The organism is Haliea salexigens DSM 19537 (assembly GCF_000423125.1).
Taxonomy (GTDB): Bacteria; Pseudomonadota; Gammaproteobacteria; order Pseudomonadales; family Halieaceae; genus Haliea; species Haliea salexigens.
Genome location: NZ_AUHJ01000002.1, coordinates 227963 through 251481, shown reverse-complemented (window position 1 = coordinate 251481; position 23519 = coordinate 227963). Strand labels below are relative to the sequence as shown.

Genomic DNA, 23519 nt, shown 5'->3' with positions numbered 1-23519 from the left:
CTGTGATTGACTTTGACGTGCATCACAGTACTGGCGCTCGGGCGGGCTGGCCATGGTGGATGGCTGTACAGGTCGCGTTTTCGCGCAGGTGTGGTTTTGGGGCCCGCCTGGCCGGGCAAGGTGGGCGGATTTAATGGGCAAGATGGACGGATGTGATGTACGGTTCTGGCGCCCGATTTGGCATGATTGGGCATGCTTGGCAGGTGCAGAACGGAAGGCTATGCTATGACGACACTGGCATTTGATTCGTTGAAGTATGCGCGGCGACTCAGAGAGGCGGCCGGTCCGGCGTCCCGGTTCCTGAATTGCAGGCGGAGGTGCAGGCTGAGTTGATGGCGGAAGCATTCGGGTTCTACGCGGACAATATCGTCACCAAGGATTACCTTGATAGCACGCTGCGCGCGGCGTTTGCGGAGCAGGATGCGAAGTTCGAGCAGCGGTTTGCTGCCATTGATCAGCGGTTTATCGATATTGAGCACCAGCTTGGGGATCTGAGAACGGGCCTGAAAGCGGAGCTGGAGACGATGCTTACTACCCGCCTCAACCAGCAAGACATCAAGCTTGCCTCCATCGAGGCCACCATGCACGGCAACTTCCGGGTGCTGTCGGCACTGATGGGCGTGACGTTACTCGCGGTAGCGGTGCCGGAGATACAGAGCTTGCTGTAACCGTCTCTCGATCACCTCTGTCCCGCTCGGCGTTGCCGCGCGGGACATACGGAGTGATTACATCGTTGCCGGGGCTTCCACCACCAGGCTAACGGCGCGGTCCAGCTCGAACACCACCAGGTCACCCACGCTGGCTTTTTTCAGGTTCTCGGGGTTGCGGGCTTCAAACTCCATCACATTGCCCTCAGGGCCTTTCAGGGAGAACGTACCGGCTTCCAGGTCGATGGCCTCTACGGTGGCAGTAATCACTTCCACGTCAGCCATTACCACCCCGGGCTTGTCGCCCTCAGCGGCCGAGGCTACCGCTTCCATGCCGCCCTCCGCGGCGGCCATGGGCTGGTCCGGGTGTACCAGCGACAGGCTGATTTCTTCCAGCACAGTCATGGTGACCACATCACCCACTGCAACCTGATCGAGATTGCGCACGTTGTTACCGGCGGTGAACGACACCGACTCGCCCTCTTCGGTGGAGAGGGTGACTTCGCGTGTTTCATGGTTGATTGCCGCAACGGATGCGGAGGCCTCTACCATACGGCTGGCGGAGACGGAGGGCAGTGCATCATCGGCGGCGGTAGCCAGCGTGGTAACAGCGAGCAGCGCGGCGGACAGTAGCAAGCGGATTGTTGTCATTCGAGTAGTCCTGCTTTGAGTTGAAGTTGTGGGTGGCGCCCCGCGGGCGCCTGAATGAATCTAGCACAAAAACAGCGCAGCGGAAGTGCCCAGTGCCGCCAACAGTGCGGCCAATCGTGTTTTCACAGCTATGCTCCTTGAATCAGAACGCGGGATAACGCTGCAGCACGGCTGCATCCGGCTGCCAATCCACACAGTCGAGCAGGTCATCGGCGACCTGGGTGATGACGTCGCGCAGCTCCAGCGGCTCCAGCAAGCTGGCGGGAATGGCCTCCTCCCCCCAATGCGCGCCGAGCAGGTTACCGGCAATAGCGCCGGTGGAGTCGGAATCCCCATCGTGATTCACGGCAATCACCAGTGCCTCCTGCAGGTCCGTCGCCACCAGCGCGCAGTACACGGCTATGGCCAGTGCCTCCTCCGCCACCCAGCCCTCGCCGAGTTGGGCAACGGCTTCGGCATAGGGCAGGTCAGTTGAAGCGAGGTCTGCCGCACGCTCCAGGGCCGCGATGGTTTCCTCCGCATCCAGCTGGCCGGCCAGATTATCCAGCGCAACCGCCAGCGCGTCATCAATATCACCGCCATCGCGCAGGGTGCTGATCATGGCGGCCATGGCGCCACCGGCGAACCAGCCACTGGGGTGGCCGTGGGTGAGTGCAGACAGCTCACAGCCCAGCGTAAAGGCCTCTTCTGCAGAATCGGCAAACAGCCCCACGGGGGCCATGCGCATAACACCGCCACAGCCCTTGCTGTTGTTGCGGGCCGGGTCACCGGGCGTTTCCGTGTCGCGCAGGGCGCTCAGGCAGGTCAGGCCGGGGCCGCGCCGGCTGTGCAGAGCCGGCACTTCGTACAGCCAACCACTGTCCGGGTGCAGAGGATCAAGCTGGCTATGGTTGCTCTCGCCCTGTGTAAGCAACCAGCGCTGGTACGCCCAGGCGGTCACCTGTGAATACTCAATCAGGCCTGCTTGCCGGTAACGCATCAGGCCGCGGATGAGCCCCTCTGCGGTGAACAGCGTCATCTGCGTGTCATCCGTGATGGCACAGGGTAAGCCATAGGCCGGGGCGTATTGGCGAATACCACCCTCACCAAAGCGCGTAATAATGGCCGCCCGGGTGTCGAACTCAATCGCTGCACCCAGCGCATCACCTGCAGCCCCCGCCAACAGGCAGCCGCGAAACCGGCTGCGCAGGCTCGGCGCAACATTCGGATAGAGGTCTTTCTGCATAGCATTTCTCGTGCTTTCAGGGTGGCCCAGCATAGTCAAAACCGGCGGCGAGCAAAAGCCTGCACCGGGGCCCCGCCTGCGAAGAAGTGCTAAATCCTGTACACTGTGCGGTTCTTCATCGGGTTTGCTCTCAACACTCCGCGGCAAACCCTTCACTTCGCCGACCATGGGAGGCGCATCATGGACAAAGATCCGCAAAAAGGGTACATCGCCCTGCTGGGCTGGAGCCTGAACGCAGTAGAAGCCGCAGAAAATTTTGACCGACGCTACGTTGTCGTCGCACCGGAATGGGCTGAAGAGTACTGCCAAAAACACAATATCCCCTATGTTTCCTGGAACTTCGAGCGCCTCAACGACCGCTCGCTGGAAATTGCCGAAACACTGAAATCCATGGGCGTGGATGTTGCCGTTCCGCTCTACGAGGAAACCGTGGAATGGGCCGGGGCCATCAACTCCGTACTGCTGGACAACCCGCGCCTGTATGGCCAGTCACTCCTGCTGCGCGACAAAGCGCTGATGAAGCGCCGCGCGCAACTGGGCGGCATTCGCGTGGGTATCTTCGAGGAGGCTCACGACAAAGCGGATGTCATCCGTTTCCTCAAGCGCGTTAACCAGACGCTGCTGAAACTCGACGGTGACCCGAACGACCCCATCCACCTCAAGGCCTTCGACAAGGCAGGCTGCCTGGGCCACCGGGTGATTCGCACGCCCGACGAGGTGGACTCGATTCCGGACGAGGAATTCCCGGTGCTGATGGAGTCGCACCTGGATGGCTGGGAATTTGCGGTGGAAGCCTGGATTCACAACGGTAAAATCGCCTTTCTCAATATTTCCGAATACGTCACCCTGGGCTACTCGGTGTTCGTACCGGCGTCGCCGGACCTCGAAGCCTACCGCGCGCAGATCACCGCCCAGATCGAAAAGCTCATCAAGGCCTTCGATATCGAGTTCGGCCTGATTCACCCGGAATATTTCGTGACCAGTGATGGCGAAATGTACTTTGGCGAAGTGGCCTATCGCCCGCCGGGCTTCAAGGTGTTCGAACTGCTGGAGCGGGTCTACGGTTTCAATGCCTATCAGGCCAGCATGCTGGTGTTTGACCCCAAAGCTACCGCCGAGGAAGTCGCGACATTCTTCCCGCGGGAGATTGAAGATGCCAACGGCTACGCCGGCTGTTTCGGTGTGTACCCACGACGCCGTGTGGTCAGCACGCTGGAAATTCCGCAGGAAGTGGAAGATCATCCCTACTTCGAATCGCACGAGCTCACGCCGCCGCTGGAAGAAACCGTCACCAAGCGCACCGCATTTGGTACCCACTGGGGCCTGGTGTACTTCAAGGGGCCGGATGCGCACCAGTTACGGGACCTGCTCAAACATCAGGAAGACCTCGACTATTATGTCTAGTAATAAGCAACGCTGGCGGTGACGGCAGAGAGCGACAAACTGAGCGGCCTGCTGGCCATGCTGGACGAGGCCACCGCCTTGCTGGCGGCGGCGAGGGACTTCGCCAAGCCCGGCAAACTGCCGCGGGTGCTGGATACGGCGCGCCGGGTGATGTTGCTGCCGGGTGGCTGTGCCGCCGTGGCCGCACGTGCGCGCACGATCGAGGAAGCCGGGGTGTTTGCGGGGTCCGATTGGGCCACGCCGCAGATTCTGGTACCCGCCCTCACGCCACATTCACTGGGCAGTGCCGATGCCCACACGGTGGTCATCGAGGCGCTATCGGAATTGCGCTTGCTGAGCGTGGCCCTGGGCGAGTACCGCCACCCCCAGCTACCCGCGGAGCAGGCACACCACTACCTCACCCAGGTGATTGCCATCAACCTGCACCTGCTGTTTGGTGCGCCCACCGAGGCGGAACGGGCCAGCCAGGGCAAGCTGGCGCTGCTGCCGCGCAATCTTTTCAACTACCTCACTGAGCGCATCGGCTACGAGCATGTGATCGACCAGCTGATCGACGAGATCTGGCGCATGCTGCAGCAGCGGCCCATTCAGGTGGACAGCGTCAAGCACATGATCACCCAGATCGCCAGCTGCCAGGCGAACCCGGATATCGACCTCGGCAGCAGTGGGCAGGGTGCCAACCGCCTGGTGAGCGCACTGTTCAGCCCCACCCGCGGTTGCGCCGAAGACCCCGGTGTGGCGGTCTATCTTGAGCGCCTGCACAGCATGGACCCGAGCGGCCTGCAGAGTGAGGCTACCGGTTGCGCGCGCGCGATGCATGACACCGGGCTGGTATCGCCCTACCACGCCGTTTTGCTGCGCTTCCTGCTGGAACAGAACGACCACCTGCTGGCAGAGGCGCTGGGGCTTTCCGCCACGGGCCGCGATTGCCTGCTCTGTTACCGCGACCTGGTGCATGCGCTGATTCACGGCTGTGTGCAGCCCGATACCGCACAAGCGGTGTACGGTCTTGCCCTCATGCTGGAACGCGGCATTCTTTATCAGCCCGCCGCCGCACCCGCCCTGCTGCGCCAGCTGGGGTTGCAGCTCTCGGCGGCCTCCCGCGAACGTCTGACACTGGCGTTCGGCAACGGTGTATCGCCCCACGCCCGACTCATGGAGGGCGTACTGTGCATGCTCGGGCAGCCACTGGGCGTGGGCCAGGGCAACAACCCCACTTGCCAGTCGGCGCGCGCCCTGTCCATGTGGGCATACAGCGACCCGGACTACCTGTTGCAAATGGTCGCCTGGGCCGCGCGGGACAACGAAATCATCATGCATTTCGAAGGGCAGCCGATTTCCTCCTGTGCCAGCGAGGGCGGGCTTGCGGCCACCCTGCCCCTGGATCTGGACCCGGTATCGCTGCTGGTAGTGCCGCACCTGGACCGCATCTACGCGGAAATGGGGCGCCGCTGCATCGGCCGCGAAGGGGACCCGCACCGCTGGGTCAACCCCGAGTTTCACGGCTGGTGGTCCGGCCGGGGCTTTCGCATCAACGTGGATGTCGCCAGCGGTCAACTGGCGGACCTGGATGCCTTCCTGCGCCACTTCTACGCCAGCTACCATCCCTACTATAATGGCGGCTTGCCAGTGATCCATCCGCAGCCCGCTGGCATCGCCGTCACCGACAGCGCCGCGCGCTTTGTTGGCTGGCACGCCATCACACTGCTGCGGGTAAACATCGACCCGGGTAACACCATGCGCGTGTATTTCTACAACCCGAACAACGACAGCGGCCAGGACTGGGGCGATGGCGTGAAAGTGAGCACATCAGGCAACGGCGAGCGGTTTGGCGAATCGTCCCTGCCCTTTGAGGAATTCCTCTCACGCCTGTACATATTTCATTACGACCCGCTGGAGCCGGGCGCGCTGGCCGACGTGGCGCAGGAAGAGCTGGACCGCGTGACCGCACTGGTGCACCGCAGCTGGGGCGCGGACCGCATCCCCCCGACTGCGCTGCAGGCGAGCGTAAGCCCGCATGCTTGAGGACTTTCTGCAGGACGACCTGAGCCTGTTCGCCCTGCCCCTCTACCTGGCAGCCGTGCTAGTGGAAGCGTGGCACGCCCACCGCCATCAATCGGGTCGCTACCGGCTGGGCGACACGCTGGCGTCTTTTTCCATGCTCGCGGCGTCCGCGATCGTGGAACTCCTGCCCCGCTTGCTCGCGCTCGCCGCGTTTGTCTACCTGCATGAGGTCAGCCCGCTACGTGATGTAATTGGCCGCCAGTGGTGGGCGTGGCTGTTGCTGTTTGTGCTGGATGACTTCAGCTATTACTGGTTCCACCGCGCGAACCACGAGGTGCGTCTGCTATGGGCGGGGCACGTCAACCACCACTCATCGCAATACCTGAACTTCGGCACTGCGCTGCGCCAGGGTGTGGGTGAGCGCGTGCACAAGTTCCTGTTCTGGATGTGGCTGCCGCTGCTGGGCTTCGACCCGGCGATGATCGTCACCGTCATCAGCCTGAACCTGTTTTACCAGTTCTGGATACACACCCGTGCCGTGGGCAAACTGCACCCATGGATTGAGGCAGTGTTCAACACGCCCTCCCACCACCGCGTACACCACGGTTCCAACGTGCGCTATCTGGACCGCAACCACGGTGGTGTGCTGATTATCTGGGACCGACTGTTCGGCACCTTTGCCGACGAGCGCGACGACGAGCCTGTGGTCTACGGGCTTACCACCAACATCGATTCAGATAACCCGTGGACCGTGCTCAGCCACGAATATCGCGCCATCTGGCGTGACCTGCGGCGCGCGAACAATTGGGGCGACCGCCTGCGCATACTCTTTCTGGCGCCGGGCTGGTCGGCGGATGGGCCCGACAAGCGCGCCTCAGTGCTGCGCGCGCAGGCGGGCATGCACTAGCGCGGGCGATTGGGCGCCGGGATGTCGTCTTCATCCTCGCGCCTGGTAACGCCGAGCAGCTCCGCTTCGGATTCCACGGTGAGGTTCTGCAGGCGCTTCTTCCAGCGCCGTTTTGCATGACGGCGCAGGTTGGGAATATCGTCGCTCTCGTCCATGATCGGCTGGCCAATCAGCGCCTCGATCACATCCTCCATGGTCACCACACCCAGCCAGCTGCCGTACTCGTCATACACCAGGAACATGTGCTGGCGTTCGCGAATAAAGCGCGTCATAACCGATTCCACGTTGGCGCGGTCGGTGACAATGGTAGCGGGCTTCATCAGGTTGGCCACCCGTTGCCCTTCGTCCGCACGAATCACGTCGTGGCGAAACAGGATACCCAGCGGCGCTTCGTCCGCATCCAGCACCGGGTAACGCGAGAACTGGTGTTCCTGAATCTGCTCGATGAACTCGGCCACAGTCTGGTCCGGCGCCAGGGTCTGGCACACCACGCGGGGCGTCATGATCTGGCGCACGTTGATCTCGTGCAGGTCCAGCACGTTGGAGATCACCCGCTGCTCGTCCTCGTCGATCTTGTCCAGCTCACGGCCGAGCAACGAAAGCGCCTTGATCTCCAGGCGGATGTCATGCTCCGGCGGTTTGCCGCCAAACAGCTTCATGATCTGGTCGGACATCCAGATCGCCGGCTTCAGGATAAAAATCAGGCCGTTGAGTATGGACGGCAGCGCCGGCGCCATAAGCACCCAGTAACGCGCGCCGATTGTTTTCGGCATGATCTCGGAGAACACCAGGATAAGCAGCGTCATGATGGCGGATGCAATGCCAAGGAAACCGTCGCCGTAGATCTTCACGACTTGCGCACCGACACCGGTGGCACCCACCGTGTGAGCCACCGTGTTCAGGGTGAGAATGGCCGCCAGGGGCTGGTCGATATGGTCCTTCAGCACCTTCAGCTTTTCCCAGCGTTTCGGGTGCTCCTGTTTCTGCTGGGCAATGTAGCTGGGGGTGATGGATAACAGTGCCGCTTCCAGTATCGAACACACAAAGGAGACAGCGATGGAAAGGACAGCAAACGCGAGGAGAAGGCTCATGAATTAGCTAAAGATTCCAGCAGCGGTTTGATCGGGACAGGCTGGACTGTACGCATTTAACCACAGGGCGTCCAGCGCAACACACCGGGCGCGTTGGCCTCAGTTATTCGACAGCGGCGCGCGCCTCATCGACCGCCTGTGCCACCAACGGGATGATTTCCTCGAGCACCAGGTTCACCGGCGCACCGGAATCGCGGCGGGTGTAATCATCGATGGCCACATAGCCGCCAATCATGCGCTCGGTATCAATCCAGGACACGGCGCCAAAGGCACCCGGGTCGTAGAATACTGTGGGCGCTTCCCCGGCTGTGTCGGGCGTCACAATCCACCAGCCCATACCGTAAGGCACGCCGAACTCACCGCCACGGTCGACCTGCATGAACGCTACCGAGTCTTCCGACATCACCCGGTTGTCACCGCAGAGGCCACCGTTGAGGTGCATGAGCAACAGCTTGGCGTAATCCTGCAGGCTGGAAATGGCGCCGCCTTCGATGTTGGGGTTATCCAGCCCCTGCAGGCTGTCGGGGCTTCCGCTCCAGCCCTCAAGGTTGGACCACATATTGCCGAACTGAAACACCTCAAGCTCACAGGGCTCTGCGATATAGGCATCAAACGCCTGACGCCAGGTACTGTTGCTGACCTGCTCTGCAACCGAACCTGCCAGCTGCCACTGGGAGCCGCCGTAGTCAAATTTGCTGGCGGGGGGCACCGTGCCTTCCAGCTCGGTGCTGTAGATTGTACGCGCGCAGGCCTCCAGCGTGCCGCCGGGGGCATATTGGCACAGGTGGGCGCCGTATACGTTCAAGCTACCCAGCCCGGGAATACCCGAGGTATTGCTCACAAGCTGCGTGACCGTGCGGTCTCCGTACACACCCTCCCAGGGCAGATAGCCGCCGATGGGCTCGTCCACTGAAAAACCGGCATCCGGGTCGTCGTTCAACGCCATCAGCAGCATCACCACCGGCACCTTGCTGGTGGATGCCAGCATGACGATCGTCTCCAGACTGTGGTCACCAAAGGCGGCCTCGTGCACGGTGCCCTGCCGCTGGTCTACCAGCGTGACGGAGATGCCGTCGAATATGGTGCTGTCATCGAGGAATTGCTGGAAGCGCTGGTCCACGGCAGTGAAGTCGTAGGCCGGCAGTACCTCGGGGGGTGCTGGTGGTGTATCGACGCCATCACTGCAGCCGGCCAGCGAAAGTGCGAAAAGCGGCAGCGATAACCACCGGAATTTAAGCTCATGCATAGTGCGAGAAGTCCGTTGTTATTATTCGTCCAGATAATAGCGCAGCGTGGTTTACTGCTTGCGCTTCACGATTTTCTTGCGCAGGGTCTCGTAGTCGTCCATTGAGCACCAGAAACAGAGACTTGTAAACCCTCCTGTCGCCGGTGCGGATCAACGCCTGAAGTGGGCCGTGCTGTCAGCCGCCAGCCAGGCAAACACTACATAGGCCGCTACATTCTGGTCCAGCGCCTCAGGGTCGATCTTGTCCAGGGTGTCATCGTGCGTATGGTGCAGATCGAAATAATCCATGCCGTTCTGCACCAGGCGCAGCGATGGCAGGCCGGCGGCCACCATGGGGACAAGGTCTGGCCCCGAGCCGGAGGTGTTCATGTCGCCGGGGGCAATACCCAGCGGTGCCAGCAGTTCGGCCATGACATCCACCACGGTCTGACCGGCAGGGGACACCTGTGCGGTCATCTTCCAGATGCGCTCCGCGCCGAAATCACTCTCGGTGCCAATCACGTGCTGGCCGAGCTGCTCACGGTGCGCGTTCAGGTATTCATAACCGCCGAGCAAGCCGACTTCTTCGGCACCCCAGAGCACCAGGCGGATGGTTCGCCGCGGCTGCTTGCCTGAGTCCAGAATCATCTTGGCCGCTGCGGTGGTAATCGCCACGCCAGCGCCGTCATCAATCGCACCGGTGCCGAGGTCCCAGCTGTCCAGATGACCGCCGATAATGACGACCTCCTCTGGCCGCTCACGCCCCACAATCTCAGCGATCACGTTGCCACTTGGGGCACTGGGCGCGCTTTGCGGGCGCAGCAGCAGATGCAATCGCAGCGGCAGGCCGCGACCCAGTATGCGCTCAATCTGGTCTGCATCCGGGTTGGACAGCGCGGCTGCGGGGATTTTCGGCACACCTTCCGCATAGCGCATCTGGCCGGTGTGGGGGAAGCGGTGATCATCCGTGCCGATGGAACGAATGACAATCGCCAGCGCGCCTTTCTCCGCCGCGACACTGGCTCCCACGCGGCGCAACTCGCCGTAGAACCCGTAGGATGAGCCGTCCTGGCTGCGCTGCATGGCGTGGCTGACGTAGGCAATTTTGCCGCTCAGGCTGCCGGGGGCGGCCGCGCGCAACGCCTGCAGGCTCTCGAAGGCGACCAGTTCTGCCGCTATGCCCGCTTCCGGCGTGGCTACCGAACCGCCAAGTGAGGTAATCGCCAGCGGCTGGGGGAACGGCGCCAGCAGTTCGGCGCGTTCTGCACCGCGCGTCCAGCCCGGGATTTCAAAGGGCTCGATGCGTACATTGGCAAACCCCATGCGCTGCAGACGTTGCACCGCCCATTCACGAGCGCGGGCCTCGCTGGCGCTGCCAGCCAGGCGTGGGCCTACTTCCGTGGTGAGCGCCTCCACAATATCCCAGGCCATGGTGCCGTCCAGCGCCCGGTCACGCAGGGTGCGCGCGTGCTCGACGCTCCCAGGGGTGAGACCGACCGCTTCCATCGCGGGCTCCTCACCCTGCGCCGAGGGCACGGTGAATGTCAGTAACAACATGGCAAAGGCGCAACCACGCCGCAGTACGGAGAGAAAATCCATCAGATCAGGCCTGAATATGCGAAAAACTCGCCCATTATCGCCGAATTCATCGCACGTCGCATCCTCCGGCGAGCGTTTGTGCCCGCTTGCCCGCGCGCGGCCCACCGCAGCCACCGCACAGCAAAGGCGAATTAACCGAGCCAATAATGCAGCTTGTGCTACGCTTCCTAAAAGATGAACGCGCTCATGCCCCGGCCTACGGGGGTACAACATGGGCCATACCCTGGTGCCGCAATGACACGCAAACTGTCACCACTGCGGTGGTTACTATTCTGGTTGACGGCTGTCACCGCCTGTCACGGCGCGTTCGGCAGCCAGGCGGTCGCGCTCGACATCCACGCAGGAACTGTCATAGGCGTGCGGCCCGAGAACCTGGAACTGCTTCTCGACCAAAGCGTGAACCAGACGCCTGAAGATGTTGTCGCTCGCTGGACTGCGGGGGAATTCAGCCCGGCAACTGATCTCAACCTGGGCCTGCAAAGACAGGGAGCCTGGGCCCGGCTGCAGCTCAAGAATACGATGGATCAACCCACCGCGGTGGTGCTTAGCCACCACTACGCTCCCACCGACCTGGTGGTGATTCGAAACCCCCGCCCCGACGGCAGCTGGCATGAACGACGCAGCGGTGACCTGCAGACAACAATGGGCAACGAGCGCCCCCGCACCCCGTCCTTCCTGTTACAACTGCCCGCGCAGTCCACCACGCCCATTTTTCTGTTCGTGGAAACACAGTCCAACCTGAATTTCGAAATGTCCGTCTATGCGCCCAACTCCTACAATCGCGCGGAGCAAACACTTGCGTTGATCTATGGTGCCCTGTTTGGTGCGGTCCTGATCTCTGCGTTCTATCTGGTTCTGAGTGCCTTCATGGTGCGCAGTCGATTGGCCATTATCCTCGGCACCTACCTGGCCCTCTACGCAACCTACGTCAGCTTTCTCATGGGTTATGTGCAGTACGCACTGCCCGATGCGTTGACGCCCTACACCAATCAGCTGCACATGCTGAGCCTGGCGCTATTGATGCACCTGGGCACACGCTTCTACCGCTCCTTTCTTGACCTCGCGCACAAGGCCCCCACCGCGGACAAGCTGGTTGCTGGTCTGCAATGGCTCTCCCTGGGCCTAGCCTTGCTGCACGACCTGCCGCCGCTACTGGCCATGCTGCTCAGCCTGGTGGTGATCTTTATAGGACCCCTGCTAACCACGGGGTTGGCCCTGTATCTCTGGCGTCGCAAAGTCAAACAAGCGGGCGTTTTCACCCTCGGCTGGGTGCTGGCGCCTACCGCCGCTGTATTGAACACCCTGCGCGTCAACGGCCTCCTGCCCAATGCGGACTGGTTGCTACACCTGCCGGCCATCGGCCTGCTCATGACTCTCGGCTTTTTCAGCTACGCCGTGCTACGCCGCTTTTCACAGGAGAGAGAACTCGTATTCGTGGACCCTCTCACCGGCCTGCTGAACAGACGCGGTCTGGATGCGCGCGCCGCTGACGAATTCGAACGCCGCGAGCGGTTCAGCGTTCCTCTCACGCTGCTGGTGCTGGATATTGACCATTTCAAGGTGGTTAACGACACCCATGGCCACGGTGTGGGCGACCAGATGCTCAAAGCGCTTGGGGATTGCCTCACGCGGGTATCCCGCGAACTGGACCTGGTTGCACGCCTGGGTGGCGAGGAGTTCGCCATCCTTTGCGTGCAAACCGACCTGCGCTCCGCCACGGTATTGGCCGAACGCCTGCGGCAGGCCGTCGGTGCGTTGCACGTCGCCGGTCAGCGTTTCACTATCAGCATTGGTGTTGCACCCGTACGAGACAACGACAGCAGCATTTGGGATACGCTGGTGCGTGCGGACAGCCTGATGTATCAGGCAAAGCACGAGGGGCGCAACCGCGTGGTTGCAGCCGGGCACATCGCCTGACGCGCCGCTAGAGCCAGGATTCCGCTAGCGTGTGCGCTGCGAGGCGATGGTGCCGCCGTCTACTACCAGCTCGGCAGCGGTAATGTAGCTGGCATCGTCTGACAACAGAAAGCGCACTGCCGCCGCCACCTCGCGCGGTGCCCCCATCCTGCCCAACATCACCGGGCGTTCGAAATGCCCGGGATCAAGATGCTCCACCACGGGCTGCATCATGGGTGTGAGGATATAACCCGGCGTCACGGAATTGATGCGAATATTATCGCGTGCCAGATCATCCGCGAGCGAGCGCACCAGCGCCAGCGTGCCACCCTTGGAGGCCGTGTAGGCCGGGTTCATCTGATTACCCAACGTGGCGTTGATGGAGGCGATGGCAACGATGGCCGAACCAGGCTGAGCGGCAAGGAGGCTGCGCAACTGCTGCACCATAAATGGCAGCGCCTTCAGGTTAACATTGAGCACCGCATCCCACTGCGCTTCCGTCATTTCCTCAACCGGCACCGCGAGCGAAATACCGGCCGCGTGCACCAGGCCGCCGATACTGGGCAACGCTGCCCGTGTTTGCTCCAGGGCGGGTGCGATATTGGCCATCGCGCTGAGGTCGACGCCCACACCCACGGTGGCAACGCCAAACCGGTCAGCGAGGTCCGCAGCCACCGCCACGCTGCGCTCGGCGTTGATATCCCATATAGCCACAGGACGACCGACTTCCGCCAGCGCCTCTGCGCTCGCCAGACCAATACCGGACGCGCCGCCAGTGATAATCACGCCACTGCCAGGGTTTGCAGACTTGCTCATTTACACAGCCTCCTCTTCATAGTCACGGGCAATCTAGAGCACTGGGCCACACTAACCTAGTCGACTCGGGCAGAAAGCGTGCGCCAGTTCAAATGTATGAGCCTGCCTGATGATACTGCCGCCCCCTGCTTCTCGCAGCTAAAACCCGAAACCTGTACTGTGTGCTCTGCAACCTGATTGAGGACATCACCGTGGCAGATGCACCCGCCTACATCGTGGCCAACTTTATCGTTCACGACGCCGCTGAATACCGCCAATACGAAAAAGGCTTCTTCCCGATTCTCAAGCGCCACGGCGGCAGTTTCATCACCTACGATGACAATCCGGACACCCTGGAGGGCCCTGAACCACGCGAGGGGCGCGTGGTGCTGTTCCAGTTCCCCAGCGAGGCGGCGGCACGGGCCTGGTACGCAGACCCCGATTACCAGGCACTGTCTGAATTTCGCCGGGCAGGCACCGAACTTAAGTTCCTCACCCTACTGCACGGACTGCCGCCGCGAGCATAGGCAGACAGACATGAGCATTCCAGTACTGCCTATCACCAACCCACACTACGGCACGGGCGTGTACCGGCGCCGTATCCGGCTGATGCACGGTGAAGGCCACGTATGTGCCGAGTTGGAAGACAATAACCACGGCTTTCGCGTTGGCATTGAGCACGATGGACTGTCTATCACAGGCATCACCGGCGATGCGTTGCGCACGCCGCTGTCGACCTGCCCCGGCGCCCTCGCCCGCCTGCAACGGCTGGTGGGCGCTGACGTTCACAGCGATGCCACGCAACTGAGCCGGCGCGCCGACCCGGCTAGCAATTGCACGCACTGGCTGGACCTTTGCATACTCGCGATCAACCATATCCCGCGTGGCGCCGTTGACTGGCAATACGATGTCGCTGTGACCGATGAACGCGACGGTGCTTCAGAGCTCAGTGTGCACTGCAACGGCGTGGCCGTGCACTTGTGGCATGCCAGCGGCCTCGCGCTGACAGCGCCGGAACCGCTTGCCGGGCGCACACTGTTCCGCGGCTTTTCCAGCTGGGCGCGAGACTGTTTCAGCGGCGATGCCCTGGAAGCGGCACTGGTGTTGCAGCGCGGTAATTTCGTGGCACAGGCGCGGCGCTTCGCCGATGCACTCGGAAAGGCAAATGAGCCGGTTAAAAAACACCAGAATGGCAATGTTTGCTATAGCTACTCAGCGGAGATAGTCGAGCAAGCGATACACCGACCACACAGCGTGCGAGACTTCACAGAAACGCCGGAGCTGTTGCTGAAGTTTGTGTGAGAATCGGGTGGTCACGGCCGCTGGCAAGCCTGCGGCGCGATCGCCCCTTACACGGCCTCAAGCGCTTCGCGCTGACGCGCGCGCGCCCTCACTTCTTCCATTTCCTCGAAGTACGCACCCTCGCTGATCACGTTGGACAGCTCCGGATAATCCTTCGCCAGCACATTGCGCATGCCGATTGCCTCCCGCGCTGCCTCCGGGGTCAGGTGCAGGATGTCCTCGTATTTCAGCATGAAATAGGGCTCGGACGTGCGGCCGATCAGCAGCCCGCGCTCCATGCGCTCGATGATAGCTGTCATGCATTCGGGGTAATGCAGCGTGGCGCGCATCAGCTGCCCCGACAGTAGCGTGCTGTTGATAATCGTCAACTTGCCCGCGAGCCCGGGGCTGAGAACGCTGTAGCAGCTGGTGATTTTCATCGCGGTGGGCACCATTTCATTGATAATGTCGAAAGGTGCCGCCGCGAGGATGTGTTCGAATACGTCGTGAATCTGGGAGCTGCGCATCTGCCAGTAATCCAGGTCGCTTTCCGGCTCGTGCAACTCGATGATGTTGGGTTCGAACTGGCGGTCGTGCAAGTAGCGATAGTAGATACCGCCCACACTCTCCGGCGGGTAGTGCCTGAAGTCATCCCGTTCCATAGTGGAGAGATAGCGTTCCGACAGCCAATCCGCGAAGCGCGGATTCACCTTTTTCTCCGCATCGAAGAGTCGCTGAACCTCTGCGTAATCCTCCACTGCACCCAGTGCCTCGTAGAGCGCTGGCAGGCTGTAGGTCGGGGGCAGATCACGCCCGTTACGTCCCAACATGCGCAGGGCTATGCCTTCCCGCACCCGCGCGTCATTCAGATACCGCGACGAGCTGATCAATATGGAGCTTGCGGAGGTGGGTGCCGTCGCCCCCTTCATCAGGTAAGGTATTTTTTTGTCTGTCATCGGTGCCTCCGTCACAATGGCGGGTGAACGCAGCGCCTCAGGCGCCGGCCGGGCTGAGCATTTCGCCGGGAGCGGCCCCCGTGGACTTGCCGTCGGCGAAGGTGACCTCGCCGTTGACCATGGTCAGGCGCATGGGCGCCGGGTCACGGGTGAAGCGCCAGGTAGTGCCGCCGTTTTCGTCGGGCACATCGAAGGCCTTCTTCATCGGACGGCGGTCCACCTCCTCAAGGTTAAACACCGTGATGTCTGCGCGTCGACCTACCTCGATCCGGCCCAGCTCCTGCAGACCGAAGAAGTCTGCCACTTTGCCGGTCTGGGCGTGCACCGCCTCCTCCACGCTGATCCAGCCCTTCTCCCGGCAGTAATAGCTGAGCAGGCGAATGTTTTCACCGCCCCCACAGAGCATCTGCCCGTGGGCGCCGGCGTCAGAGATGTTGGGAACCGTCCACGGATCCTTGATCAGCCGCACCACCATCTGCTCGTCCTGCGGGAAGGGTGCCATGTGCACTGTGGAGTGCACGGAGTTCTTTACCAGCCATTCGGCCATGGCATCAGAGGGATGCACACCCAGCTGCTGCGCATAGTCAGCGAGGGAAATATCCACGGGGCCCACGCCGTTTTCCGAGTTGATCAGCAGCAAGCTCTGCGGGTTGGCGAAAGGTGAGTGTTTCCAGACTTTCTCGTCCCAGCTGGCGCGCGCGCGTGCGCGCCAATCCTCGTCCTGCAGCAGCTTCAGTTTTTCTTCCTCGCTCTCCGCCAGCACCACTTCGTGCCAGACATAGTCATTGGACTGAGCGAAAATCAGCGACTTCTTGATGCTGATCACACTGGTCGGGGGCACGTGGGCAAAGCCTGCCCGGATATCCCGCCCCTCGCGCTTGAAGCGCTCGCGAAGAGGACCAACCTTGTCCTCGATATCTTTCTGGAACGTCAGGGTCGGCGCCATGCCCGCCACCTGAGCGCGAATCGCTCGATCGCCGATCAAGCGGTCGATGCGCGCAATGGAGTCCGGGGCCGTTTTGCGCATGAAGGTATCGACGATCACCTGCAGGGTGGCGCCGGGGTACTTCGCCAACACATCCAGCAGGGCCTGCCACTCGGCATCATCCGCCTTCAGGGTTGGCACTGGACGGTCCTGACCGTCGTGGTCCAGCAGGTTGGAGGACATACCCAGGGCCCCTGCGGCCAGAGCCTCATCCAACAGGGCACACATGCGCTGCACCTCTTCGGCCGTTGCGCCGCGCTCCCAGGCATCCATGCCCATCACCGCCAGGCGGATCGCCAGGTGGCCGACAAAAGCGCCATAGTTGGCGGGCACCTTGACCTTGCTGGTCATGGACGCCTTGTACTCCGGCCAGCTGCGCCAGTCCCAGGGCAAATGCTCCAGGAAGGGCGCCACCGGAATATCCTCAAAGAAGGAAAAGATATTGATCATCTCCCTGCGCACTGCAGGGTCATCGGAAACCGGCGCTGCGGTAAAGCCACAGTTGCCGAGTATGGTGGTGGTCACACCATAGCCGGGCAAGGGATCTAGATCTGGCTGCCACCACATGTTGGCATCAAAGTGGGTGTGAGTCTCGATAAAGCCCGGTGACACATAGCAGCCGCTGGCATCCACCACCTGTTCCTGTGCCTCGGGCTGCAGGCCACTAGCCACCTCGGCAATGCGGCCGTCGCGTACGCGTACGTCCGCTGTAAACGCCGGGGCGCCGGTGCCATCGACGACCATTCCGCCGCGAATCAGAATTTGGTTGAGCATGGGTATTCCTCTACAGATGAATCATCACATCGGTTGGCCGGCAGCGCCTGCTGAGATAGACAAGCCCGTGATGCCCAGGCCGATACATGTGCTGACGGTCTGCACGTGGCTCCCGATTACTTGTTATAACTGTTATTCAAGCTACCGGAGGATAAGAGGCCAACGCAATCCAGGTCAAGCACGGGCGGTTCACGGTAGCGTGGGACGAAAACCCTCACCCAAGCGTGTTAACCCGCCGTTAACTGCCGCCGGCTTAAGGTGTTTCCAATCCCATTGGAATACCATCGTCGGCAGTAAAACCGAAGACTCAGGCTCGAACTTCAGCAGCAGCCTCACCGTCAAGTGGCAGGTGGACCTTCGGCAAAGCCTCAGCGATCAAAGGCGATTGTTCACCCCCGTTCACTTCTACCAACTACACTGCACTTTCTGTGTTTCTTAGTGGTAAGCATCTCGGCCCTCCATTGATCTCTCTTTCTGGTGCTTGACGCTTCACTGTGGGTTAAGCTCGAAACAGACCTTCTAGTCTTCCGTATCGCTGCAGTCGCCATGCTTCTCATCGCAGTCGTCGAACGGATATTGGTGTATGGCATGAGTTACGATGTTGGCGGGCGTCCACCGATCTGCTTAGAAATCACATTGGCTGAAACAAGAAGTTCTTCGTTATAAAGATGGAGATTGTCTGGCGATACTTCGTCTTGCATGACATGTAATGAAATTAGATACCGGGGTTGTTCCTCTGGCCCGAAAACAGGAGCAATGATATGGCTCACACCGAGGCACTCTCTTTTGGAGAGCTCCTCAGCGGTATAAATTCGTGTTCCCACGATTGCTGCGAGTTGTTCAAGCTTCGCGTGCAGAATGTTTTTGGGGTTTTCTGTTTGTACCGAGGCCAAGAGTTCGCGTAGCTGAGAGATAGTGTCGTCGGCATTGTTTTGTATGCCGTACACAGCCAAGCCCATCTTACGGATATCAAGCATAATTTTCTTCTGGCGTTTACCTTGCTGGTTTGGTTCATGCCACCATGCGCTGCTTAGCCATTGATCTATATCTTCCGCAGAGCGCCAGGCCATAGCAATTGTGCCATGTGGTGGCTGGAGTGGGACGCTTACACCTGGCGTAATTCCGAAGCCCTGCGTAGAGCCTACTGTCAAGACCACTTCCTGCCGACCGGCATCAATTCGAGCCAGCGTACAACCAAACCCAAATTTCGCGTGAAGGCGATTCAGCTCATCGTTGGCAATTCCTAGAAGCGGAAAGCTACGAGCAACACCGTTTAGCAAGCGGAGTACTCCAAACCCCAATCTGTATGATCGATCATCAAGCCTTTCAACATAATTCTCATCTCGCAACGTCTTCAGGATGAGAGAGAGTGTTGATGTGCTTAGATCAAGACGACGCGCTATCTCTACCCCGCTTAATCCCTCTGGGTTTGTCGCCAGAGCCTCAAGTACAGCAATGACTCTTGACGTAGGTGGCGATGCTGCTACACTCATGTCCAATATCTCGGATTAGAAATCCTAATATTAGGATATCATTAGAGGAGGTGTCAAGTGTTTAGTGAAGTTACAAGAGATATGAATGTTGGGGATCTTAGTGGATGGGGTTTGAAGGCGTGGGATTTCGATGAATTCCACCAAGCAGAGCTCCCGGCCCGGCTGGAGTCCGGGGTCAATGACAAAGTGACGTGGGATTTAGAATGTGCCCCCCCGTTCTCAATTACGCTCCCTGATGGGCGTGCTTACAGCTATGCTTCAATTGAGGGAAAAGTCCAAATTACCCCGGGGATACATGCGGACGCACAGTGCGTGATAGAGATTCAAGAGCGTGCCTGGCAAAACTACGTTCATGAGTTACGGACGCCATCGTCGTTGGTACTCTCTCAAGCCGTGCACTTTCTTCGTGGAAACATGGACGATTGGCGCACTTGGGCTCCTGCCATCCAGTGTATGTATTCTGGACGGGAGATCTTTGATCCATCACGGCCTCTTCTGTCTATGGACGGAACACCCCTAGACCTGAAAAAGACCTTCCTTCCAGAAGATGACCCGGAGGAAATGTCCCACTTTCTTCGTACCGCAGGATATTTAGTCATCCGAGGAGCTATGGCTCATCGTCGCGAGGAAATTGCGACTGAAATAGAGCGGATTCGTTCGCAATCCAGGGAAGGGGAGATATTTTCATGGTGGACACAGAATTTGGACACGGAGCAGCGTTTCCCTTACCGACTCATGTTTCTTTCAGAACGGTCGCCTCTTATCAGATCACTAATGGAAGAGGACACCACAGTTCAAGATATTGTGGGCCTTTCGAAGAGAAATCTTGTTCCGCTACACGACCGAGGACAGGGCGCTATGACGGTGCTTAAGCCCTTCGGGGCAGGCGCAAAACTGGCGCCAAGTATCGCAGGCAATCTCGGCTGGCACGCTGACTGTGGCCTTGGGGGCTGTAATATAATGTGTCCCTCTATCAATATTGGCATTCATCTTGATGCCGCAGGGTCCCGGAGTTCCCGATTGTGGGCACTTGCAGGTACTCATGGTCGCTCCGTCCACAATACCGCGTTGATGGGGACTGATCACCCGCGTGCGGTTCCCTTGGATACATCACCTGGCGACGTGACGATCCATTATTCCTGTTTGATGCATGCGGGTCCGCCCCCAACTGGCCCTCATCAGCGGCGCACACTGTACCTGCCATTTTACGCCCCGGAAACACTGCAACTTCTGGGACGGTTCCAAAGCTTTGAACAGATTCTTCCAGGCTTTGGCACGGGAAACATTCCAAGTCTCGATCAAGTTGCAGAAGAGCAAACAACGTATCGCGATAAAGTGAAGCAGGGCTTAATAGGTTAGAAAAAGTGGTTGCTATTAATAAATTTGTAACCTTGCGAAAAAATACCACCTTTTAGTTTCTACTAGAGCCAACTTGTTCACTTAGGCCCGACTTCAATCCGTATATGTTTTAGTGGTTTGAAGCCGGGTTCTGAATATTCGAATATGAAAATCCAAGACTCTCGTCACATGTTGCGCACGCTATTGATCGACCTGAGTGTGCCCGGCTGAGGATGGTCGCGGGAGATTGCTTCCTCAATAGACCAACGCACAAGTGTTCACTCCACAAACCTTGAAGGAAAGCCTGAGGTTGTACCCGGTCAATCGCATAGTGGGTAACACCGCAAACCAGGAACCGCGGCTCTTCGTGCGAGTAGCCGATCCCTTGATTCTCACAGGAGCAGCGGGTGGTGAGTGAAGAAGCATAGGGCGGAAACATGATCAGCCTACAACAACCCCCGGAAGGCAAAACCCATAGGTTTTCCATAGGTTCACTGACCGCGTTCCGTCAGCACTCCGACGGAAATAGCCTTCATCGAGGCAGATTCGCTCAATTTTCAAGCATTTCGATAATGGCGGGTTTTATGGCGGGTTTTTGAATATTCCGCATGTAACTTATTGATTTATAAAGGGATATGGCGGAGAGAGAGGGATTCGAACCCTCGATAGGTTTTACCCTATACGCCCTTAGCAGGGGCGCGCCTTCAGCCACTCGGCCACCTCTCCGTACAGACCGCTCCCGGGTGATTGCTGCGCGTTGGCACCCCTCAGGAACGGCGCGCATCATACCACACTGACCGTAAATTCAAAGTCCTGCTGACCTATCACGACCACTATCTGGGTGCGGTCAGCGTAATGCGCGACTGCACATCGGCCTCTACATCCTTGCGTTGAAAACGCACCGGTCGAAACTGCTTGTCACGGTAGAGCTCGGTCTGGTCCGTGAAGTGCGGCGAAGCGGGGTCACCCGACTGGCTGTAGGTCAGCAGTGCCTCCGCCACGGGGCCGTCGTCTTCGTAGCCGACGGTCAGTACGAAACTGCTGCCGTGAACCACGGGGTAGCCGGCGTCGGTGAGCAATTCGCTGCCGTCAATCCGCGTTGGGCTCAGCATGGCAACGGGATGCTCAGGTATATCCGACACCATCAGGTTTGCCACGCCTTCATAGCGGTTGCCGCCGTGGATGGGAATGCCGCGCTCGCCGCGATAGGCAAACTGGCCCTCGCGCAGGGGCGCGTCGAGGGCGTAGCCCGCAGAGGTCAACACCGCCGCGGCATGTGCAAGTTTTTGCAATGCCAGTTCGCTGTCAGCCAGTGTATGCGGCGTGGTGAGCGGAGCAGCGGCATCGAAGGGCACCGCGAACAGATCTCCCTGACGCATGCCATCCTCATAGGCATAGGCTGCCAGCCACTCCCGGAACAGCACTGCACCCTTGCTATCCAGGTCGAACCGCCCGTTGAAGCCGCGCAGGGCGGCGCAGGCATCGGCCAGGTCGACTGTGTCCTCGCAGGCCTGCAACAGCGGCGGGACCAGTAACAAGGCCGCCAGGCTCTCGTTCTCGAAGAGCAGGCTTTGTATGCGCTCGATCGTGAATTCGCCCTCTTCGATCAATTGCACGTTCATGCGGGTGCGCAGGCTGCGCGCGCTGGCCTCAGGCCCGTACAAGGGCGAATACCCGGTGAGGGGCGCACTGGCATTGGTTAGCCAGTAGCTGTCGTTGGCGTTGAACACGTAGTCTGCGCGCTCCAGCAGCGGCCGGCGCTCGAAGGGCTCGGTGCCGGCCAGCGGCGCGGCGCCATCCTGTACCCACTCGTAGCGGCTGTCACTGCCGTTGAGCAGGACAAAACCCTTTTTCTCATAGACGTCTGCCGTTAGCGGGTCGTCGATCAACTGCCGGCGCCACAGGGCAATGGCCTCGTCGCTCAGTCGTCCCACCGTAGAGTTATCCAGGTACACGGCGCGGCCGTCTGCACTCGCGGCGATGGTGTTCACCCACGGCATCGCGTTCCAGCGCCGGTGCGCGTCGATGAAGCTGTCCATGCTGGTCGCCAGATTCATGTCGCGCCACTGCGCAAGCAGGTGGCTATTGTCGGCATTGGCGTCGCGCACAGTGAAAGCCGTGCTGGCGGTCCAGGGCATACCCGGCAGGGTCAGCAACGGGCCATAGTGACTGAAATACAGGGTATGGTCTTGCGCCTGCAGGCTGCCGTCCGCCTGCGCTACCGGAACCGACACCGCGACCTCGCGCATGGCGCGCTCTTCGCCGTCATAGCGATAGACGGTGGGCTTGCCGGGCACCAGCTCCAGTTTGTAGAACACCAGCCGCTGGCTGGCGGACACCGTATGGCTCCAGGCCACATGGCGATTAAAACCAATGGCGACCCCGGGAGCACCCAGTAGATGCCCGCCGTAAACGTCCAACTGGCCGGGAATAGTCAGGTGTTTTTCCCAGAACCGGTTATCGCCATACCAGGGATAGTGAGGGTTTCCCAGCAGCAGCCCACGACCATTTGCCGTGCGCTCCTTGCCGAAAGCCCAGGCATTGGACCCCATGCCCTGCAAGCTCGCGGCGTCCGCGGCCCGAGCCAGGCGCCGATCACTGACCGCGTGCGCCGCCATGGGTGTCTTCCCCGGGGGCTGCGCGGCCATCAGTGCATCCGCCATCCGTGGCACAGTTTGCGCCACCAGCACCATACGCGCCATGAGGTCGGTATCGGCAATGGGCTGCAACCAGGCAGCACCATCACACCAGGACCCTACGCGCTGTTCCGGGTGTTCAGCCAGATAACGATTGTAGCCATCGGCGTAACCGCGCAGCCAGGCGCGGTTGTCACTGTCCTGACGGGAGAGCGCGGCCACGGCGTGGGACTGTATACCCAGCGCCGCGACAACGGCGTCACTGGCCACGTTCGCATTGTCGGCCCCGGCGCCCAGGTAGCGGGCCAGTTCACCGCGTGCGGTGAGCAATGAGTGACCGATATTGCAGATGTGATCTTCCGCGGCGGCATAACCCTCACCGTACCCCAGGCTGGCGAAGTCACCGGCGGTGATGTGCGGCACGCCGAAGCTGCTGCGGATGATTTCCACGTCGTAGTGTGACGCTGAGGGTGGCTGGGTGCTGGCTTCGCCTGCAGGTTGGGGGTCCGGGCTTTGGCAGCCGGCGACAAAACACAATGCCAGCGCGGCTAACGGACGGGAATAACGCGTCATGGGGGCAGCACTCCTGTGCACGAGAACACGGGGTGCGGG

At 60.3% G+C, this 23519-nt stretch carries 18 protein-coding genes and 1 tRNA gene; 8 read left to right on the top strand and 11 right to left on the bottom strand.

Translation table 11 applies throughout. The features are described from left to right. The first annotated feature begins 332 nt into the window (after positions 1–332). Complete coding sequence (locus tag G533_RS0103900; protein ID WP_144079777.1) at positions 333–668, top strand: hypothetical protein; 336 nt, start codon at positions 333–335, stop codon at positions 666–668. A gap of 57 nt (positions 669–725) precedes the next feature. Here the strand turns inward: G533_RS0103900 and G533_RS0103895 are convergent, their stop codons facing one another. Together G533_RS0103895 and G533_RS0103890 are read right to left on the bottom strand one after the other, a co-directional pair. Next, positions 726–1298: a hypothetical protein gene (locus G533_RS0103895; protein WP_027948833.1), complete on the bottom strand. Its 573-nt coding sequence runs from the start codon at positions 1296–1298 to the stop codon at positions 726–728. A 142-nt stretch (positions 1299–1440) separates the two neighbouring features. Then, complete coding sequence (locus G533_RS0103890) at positions 1441–2523, bottom strand: ADP-ribosylglycohydrolase family protein (protein ID WP_051229939.1); 1083 nt, start codon at positions 2521–2523, stop codon at positions 1441–1443. 180 nt (positions 2524–2703) lie between these two features. Between G533_RS0103890 and G533_RS0103885 the strand changes: the two genes are divergently transcribed. From G533_RS0103885 to G533_RS0103875, 3 genes are read left to right on the top strand one after another with little or no spacing between them, the layout of a single operon-like run. Beyond that, positions 2704–3927 carry an ATP-grasp domain-containing protein gene (locus tag G533_RS0103885; protein WP_027948831.1) on the top strand — a complete coding sequence of 408 codons (1224 nt, stop codon included), beginning with the start codon at positions 2704–2706 and terminating at the stop codon, positions 3925–3927. 18 nt (positions 3928–3945) lie between these two features. After that, positions 3946–5952, top strand: a complete 2007-nt coding sequence (locus G533_RS0103880; protein ID WP_205622532.1) for a hypothetical protein — start codon at positions 3946–3948, stop codon at positions 5950–5952. Further along, positions 5945–6838, top strand: a complete 894-nt coding sequence (locus tag G533_RS0103875) for a sterol desaturase family protein (protein ID WP_027948829.1) — start codon at positions 5945–5947, stop codon at positions 6836–6838. The genes G533_RS0103880 and G533_RS0103875 overlap by 8 nt, the downstream gene beginning before the upstream one ends. On the opposite strand, the gene G533_RS20425 is transcribed toward G533_RS0103875, so the two are convergent. The 3 genes from G533_RS20425 to G533_RS0103860 all read right to left on the bottom strand — a co-directional run bounded on the left by G533_RS20425 (position 6835) and on the right by G533_RS0103860 (position 10753). Further along, positions 6835–7929, bottom strand: a complete 1095-nt coding sequence (locus G533_RS20425) for a CNNM domain-containing protein (protein WP_084638782.1) — start codon at positions 7927–7929, stop codon at positions 6835–6837. The genes G533_RS0103875 and G533_RS20425 overlap by 4 nt on opposite strands. A gap of 103 nt (positions 7930–8032) precedes the next feature. Continuing rightward, positions 8033–9175, bottom strand: coding sequence for a serine hydrolase domain-containing protein (locus tag G533_RS20420; RefSeq protein WP_084638781.1), 1143 nt, complete (start codon positions 9173–9175; stop codon positions 8033–8035). A 150-nt stretch (positions 9176–9325) separates the two neighbouring features. Beyond that, positions 9326–10753, bottom strand: coding sequence for a M20/M25/M40 family metallo-hydrolase (locus G533_RS0103860; protein ID WP_240472361.1), 1428 nt, complete (start codon positions 10751–10753; stop codon positions 9326–9328). Between the two features lie 234 nt (positions 10754–10987). Between G533_RS0103860 and G533_RS0103855 the strand changes: the two genes are divergently transcribed. Beyond that, positions 10988–12670: a diguanylate cyclase gene (locus G533_RS0103855; RefSeq protein ID WP_027948827.1), complete on the top strand. Its 1683-nt coding sequence runs from the start codon at positions 10988–10990 to the stop codon at positions 12668–12670. Between the two features lie 24 nt (positions 12671–12694). On the opposite strand, the gene G533_RS0103850 is transcribed toward G533_RS0103855, so the two are convergent. Further along, positions 12695–13465, bottom strand: coding sequence for an SDR family NAD(P)-dependent oxidoreductase (locus G533_RS0103850; RefSeq protein ID WP_027948826.1), 771 nt, complete (start codon positions 13463–13465; stop codon positions 12695–12697). A gap of 191 nt (positions 13466–13656) precedes the next feature. Here G533_RS0103850 and G533_RS0103845 point away from each other — a divergent pair, with 191 nt between their 5' ends. Together G533_RS0103845 and G533_RS0103840 are read left to right on the top strand one after the other, a co-directional pair. Continuing rightward, positions 13657–13971, top strand: coding sequence for a DUF1330 domain-containing protein (locus G533_RS0103845; protein ID WP_027948825.1), 315 nt, complete (start codon positions 13657–13659; stop codon positions 13969–13971). A gap of 10 nt (positions 13972–13981) precedes the next feature. Further along, the gene (locus tag G533_RS0103840; RefSeq protein ID WP_027948824.1) at positions 13982–14746 is read left to right on the top strand and encodes a DUF2889 domain-containing protein; all 765 of its coding nucleotides are present in this window, start codon (positions 13982–13984) and stop codon (positions 14744–14746) included. 47 nt (positions 14747–14793) lie between these two features. Here the strand turns inward: G533_RS0103840 and G533_RS20415 are convergent, their stop codons facing one another. The 3 genes from G533_RS20415 to G533_RS23850 all read right to left on the bottom strand — a co-directional run bounded on the left by G533_RS20415 (position 14794) and on the right by G533_RS23850 (position 18933). Next, a complete protein-coding gene (locus G533_RS20415) occupies positions 14794–15681 on the bottom strand; it encodes a Coq4 family protein (RefSeq protein WP_051229938.1) in 888 nt (295 codons plus the stop codon). Between the two features lie 37 nt (positions 15682–15718). Further along, entirely contained in the window at positions 15719–17440 is a 1722-nt protein-coding gene (locus G533_RS0103830) for an N-acyl-D-amino-acid deacylase family protein (protein ID WP_035526300.1), read from the bottom strand. 593 nt (positions 17441–18033) lie between these two features. Beyond that, positions 18034–18933 carry an IclR family transcriptional regulator gene (locus G533_RS23850; protein ID WP_084638779.1) on the bottom strand — a complete coding sequence of 300 codons (900 nt, stop codon included), beginning with the start codon at positions 18931–18933 and terminating at the stop codon, positions 18034–18036. Between the two features lie 57 nt (positions 18934–18990). Here G533_RS23850 and G533_RS24425 point away from each other — a divergent pair, with 57 nt between their 5' ends. Beyond that, entirely contained in the window at positions 18991–20292 is a 1302-nt protein-coding gene (locus tag G533_RS24425; protein WP_144079776.1) for a phytanoyl-CoA dioxygenase family protein, read from the top strand. Positions 20293–20907: 615 nt separating this feature from the next. Here G533_RS24425 and G533_RS0103815 read toward each other — a convergent pair. Together G533_RS0103815 and G533_RS20410 are read right to left on the bottom strand one after the other, a co-directional pair. Then, a tRNA-Ser gene (locus G533_RS0103815) sits at positions 20908–20997 on the bottom strand. Positions 20998–21104: 107 nt separating this feature from the next. Then, complete coding sequence (locus G533_RS20410) at positions 21105–23480, bottom strand: acylase (protein ID WP_051229937.1); 2376 nt, start codon at positions 23478–23480, stop codon at positions 21105–21107. Between the last annotated feature and the right edge of the window lie 39 nt (positions 23481–23519).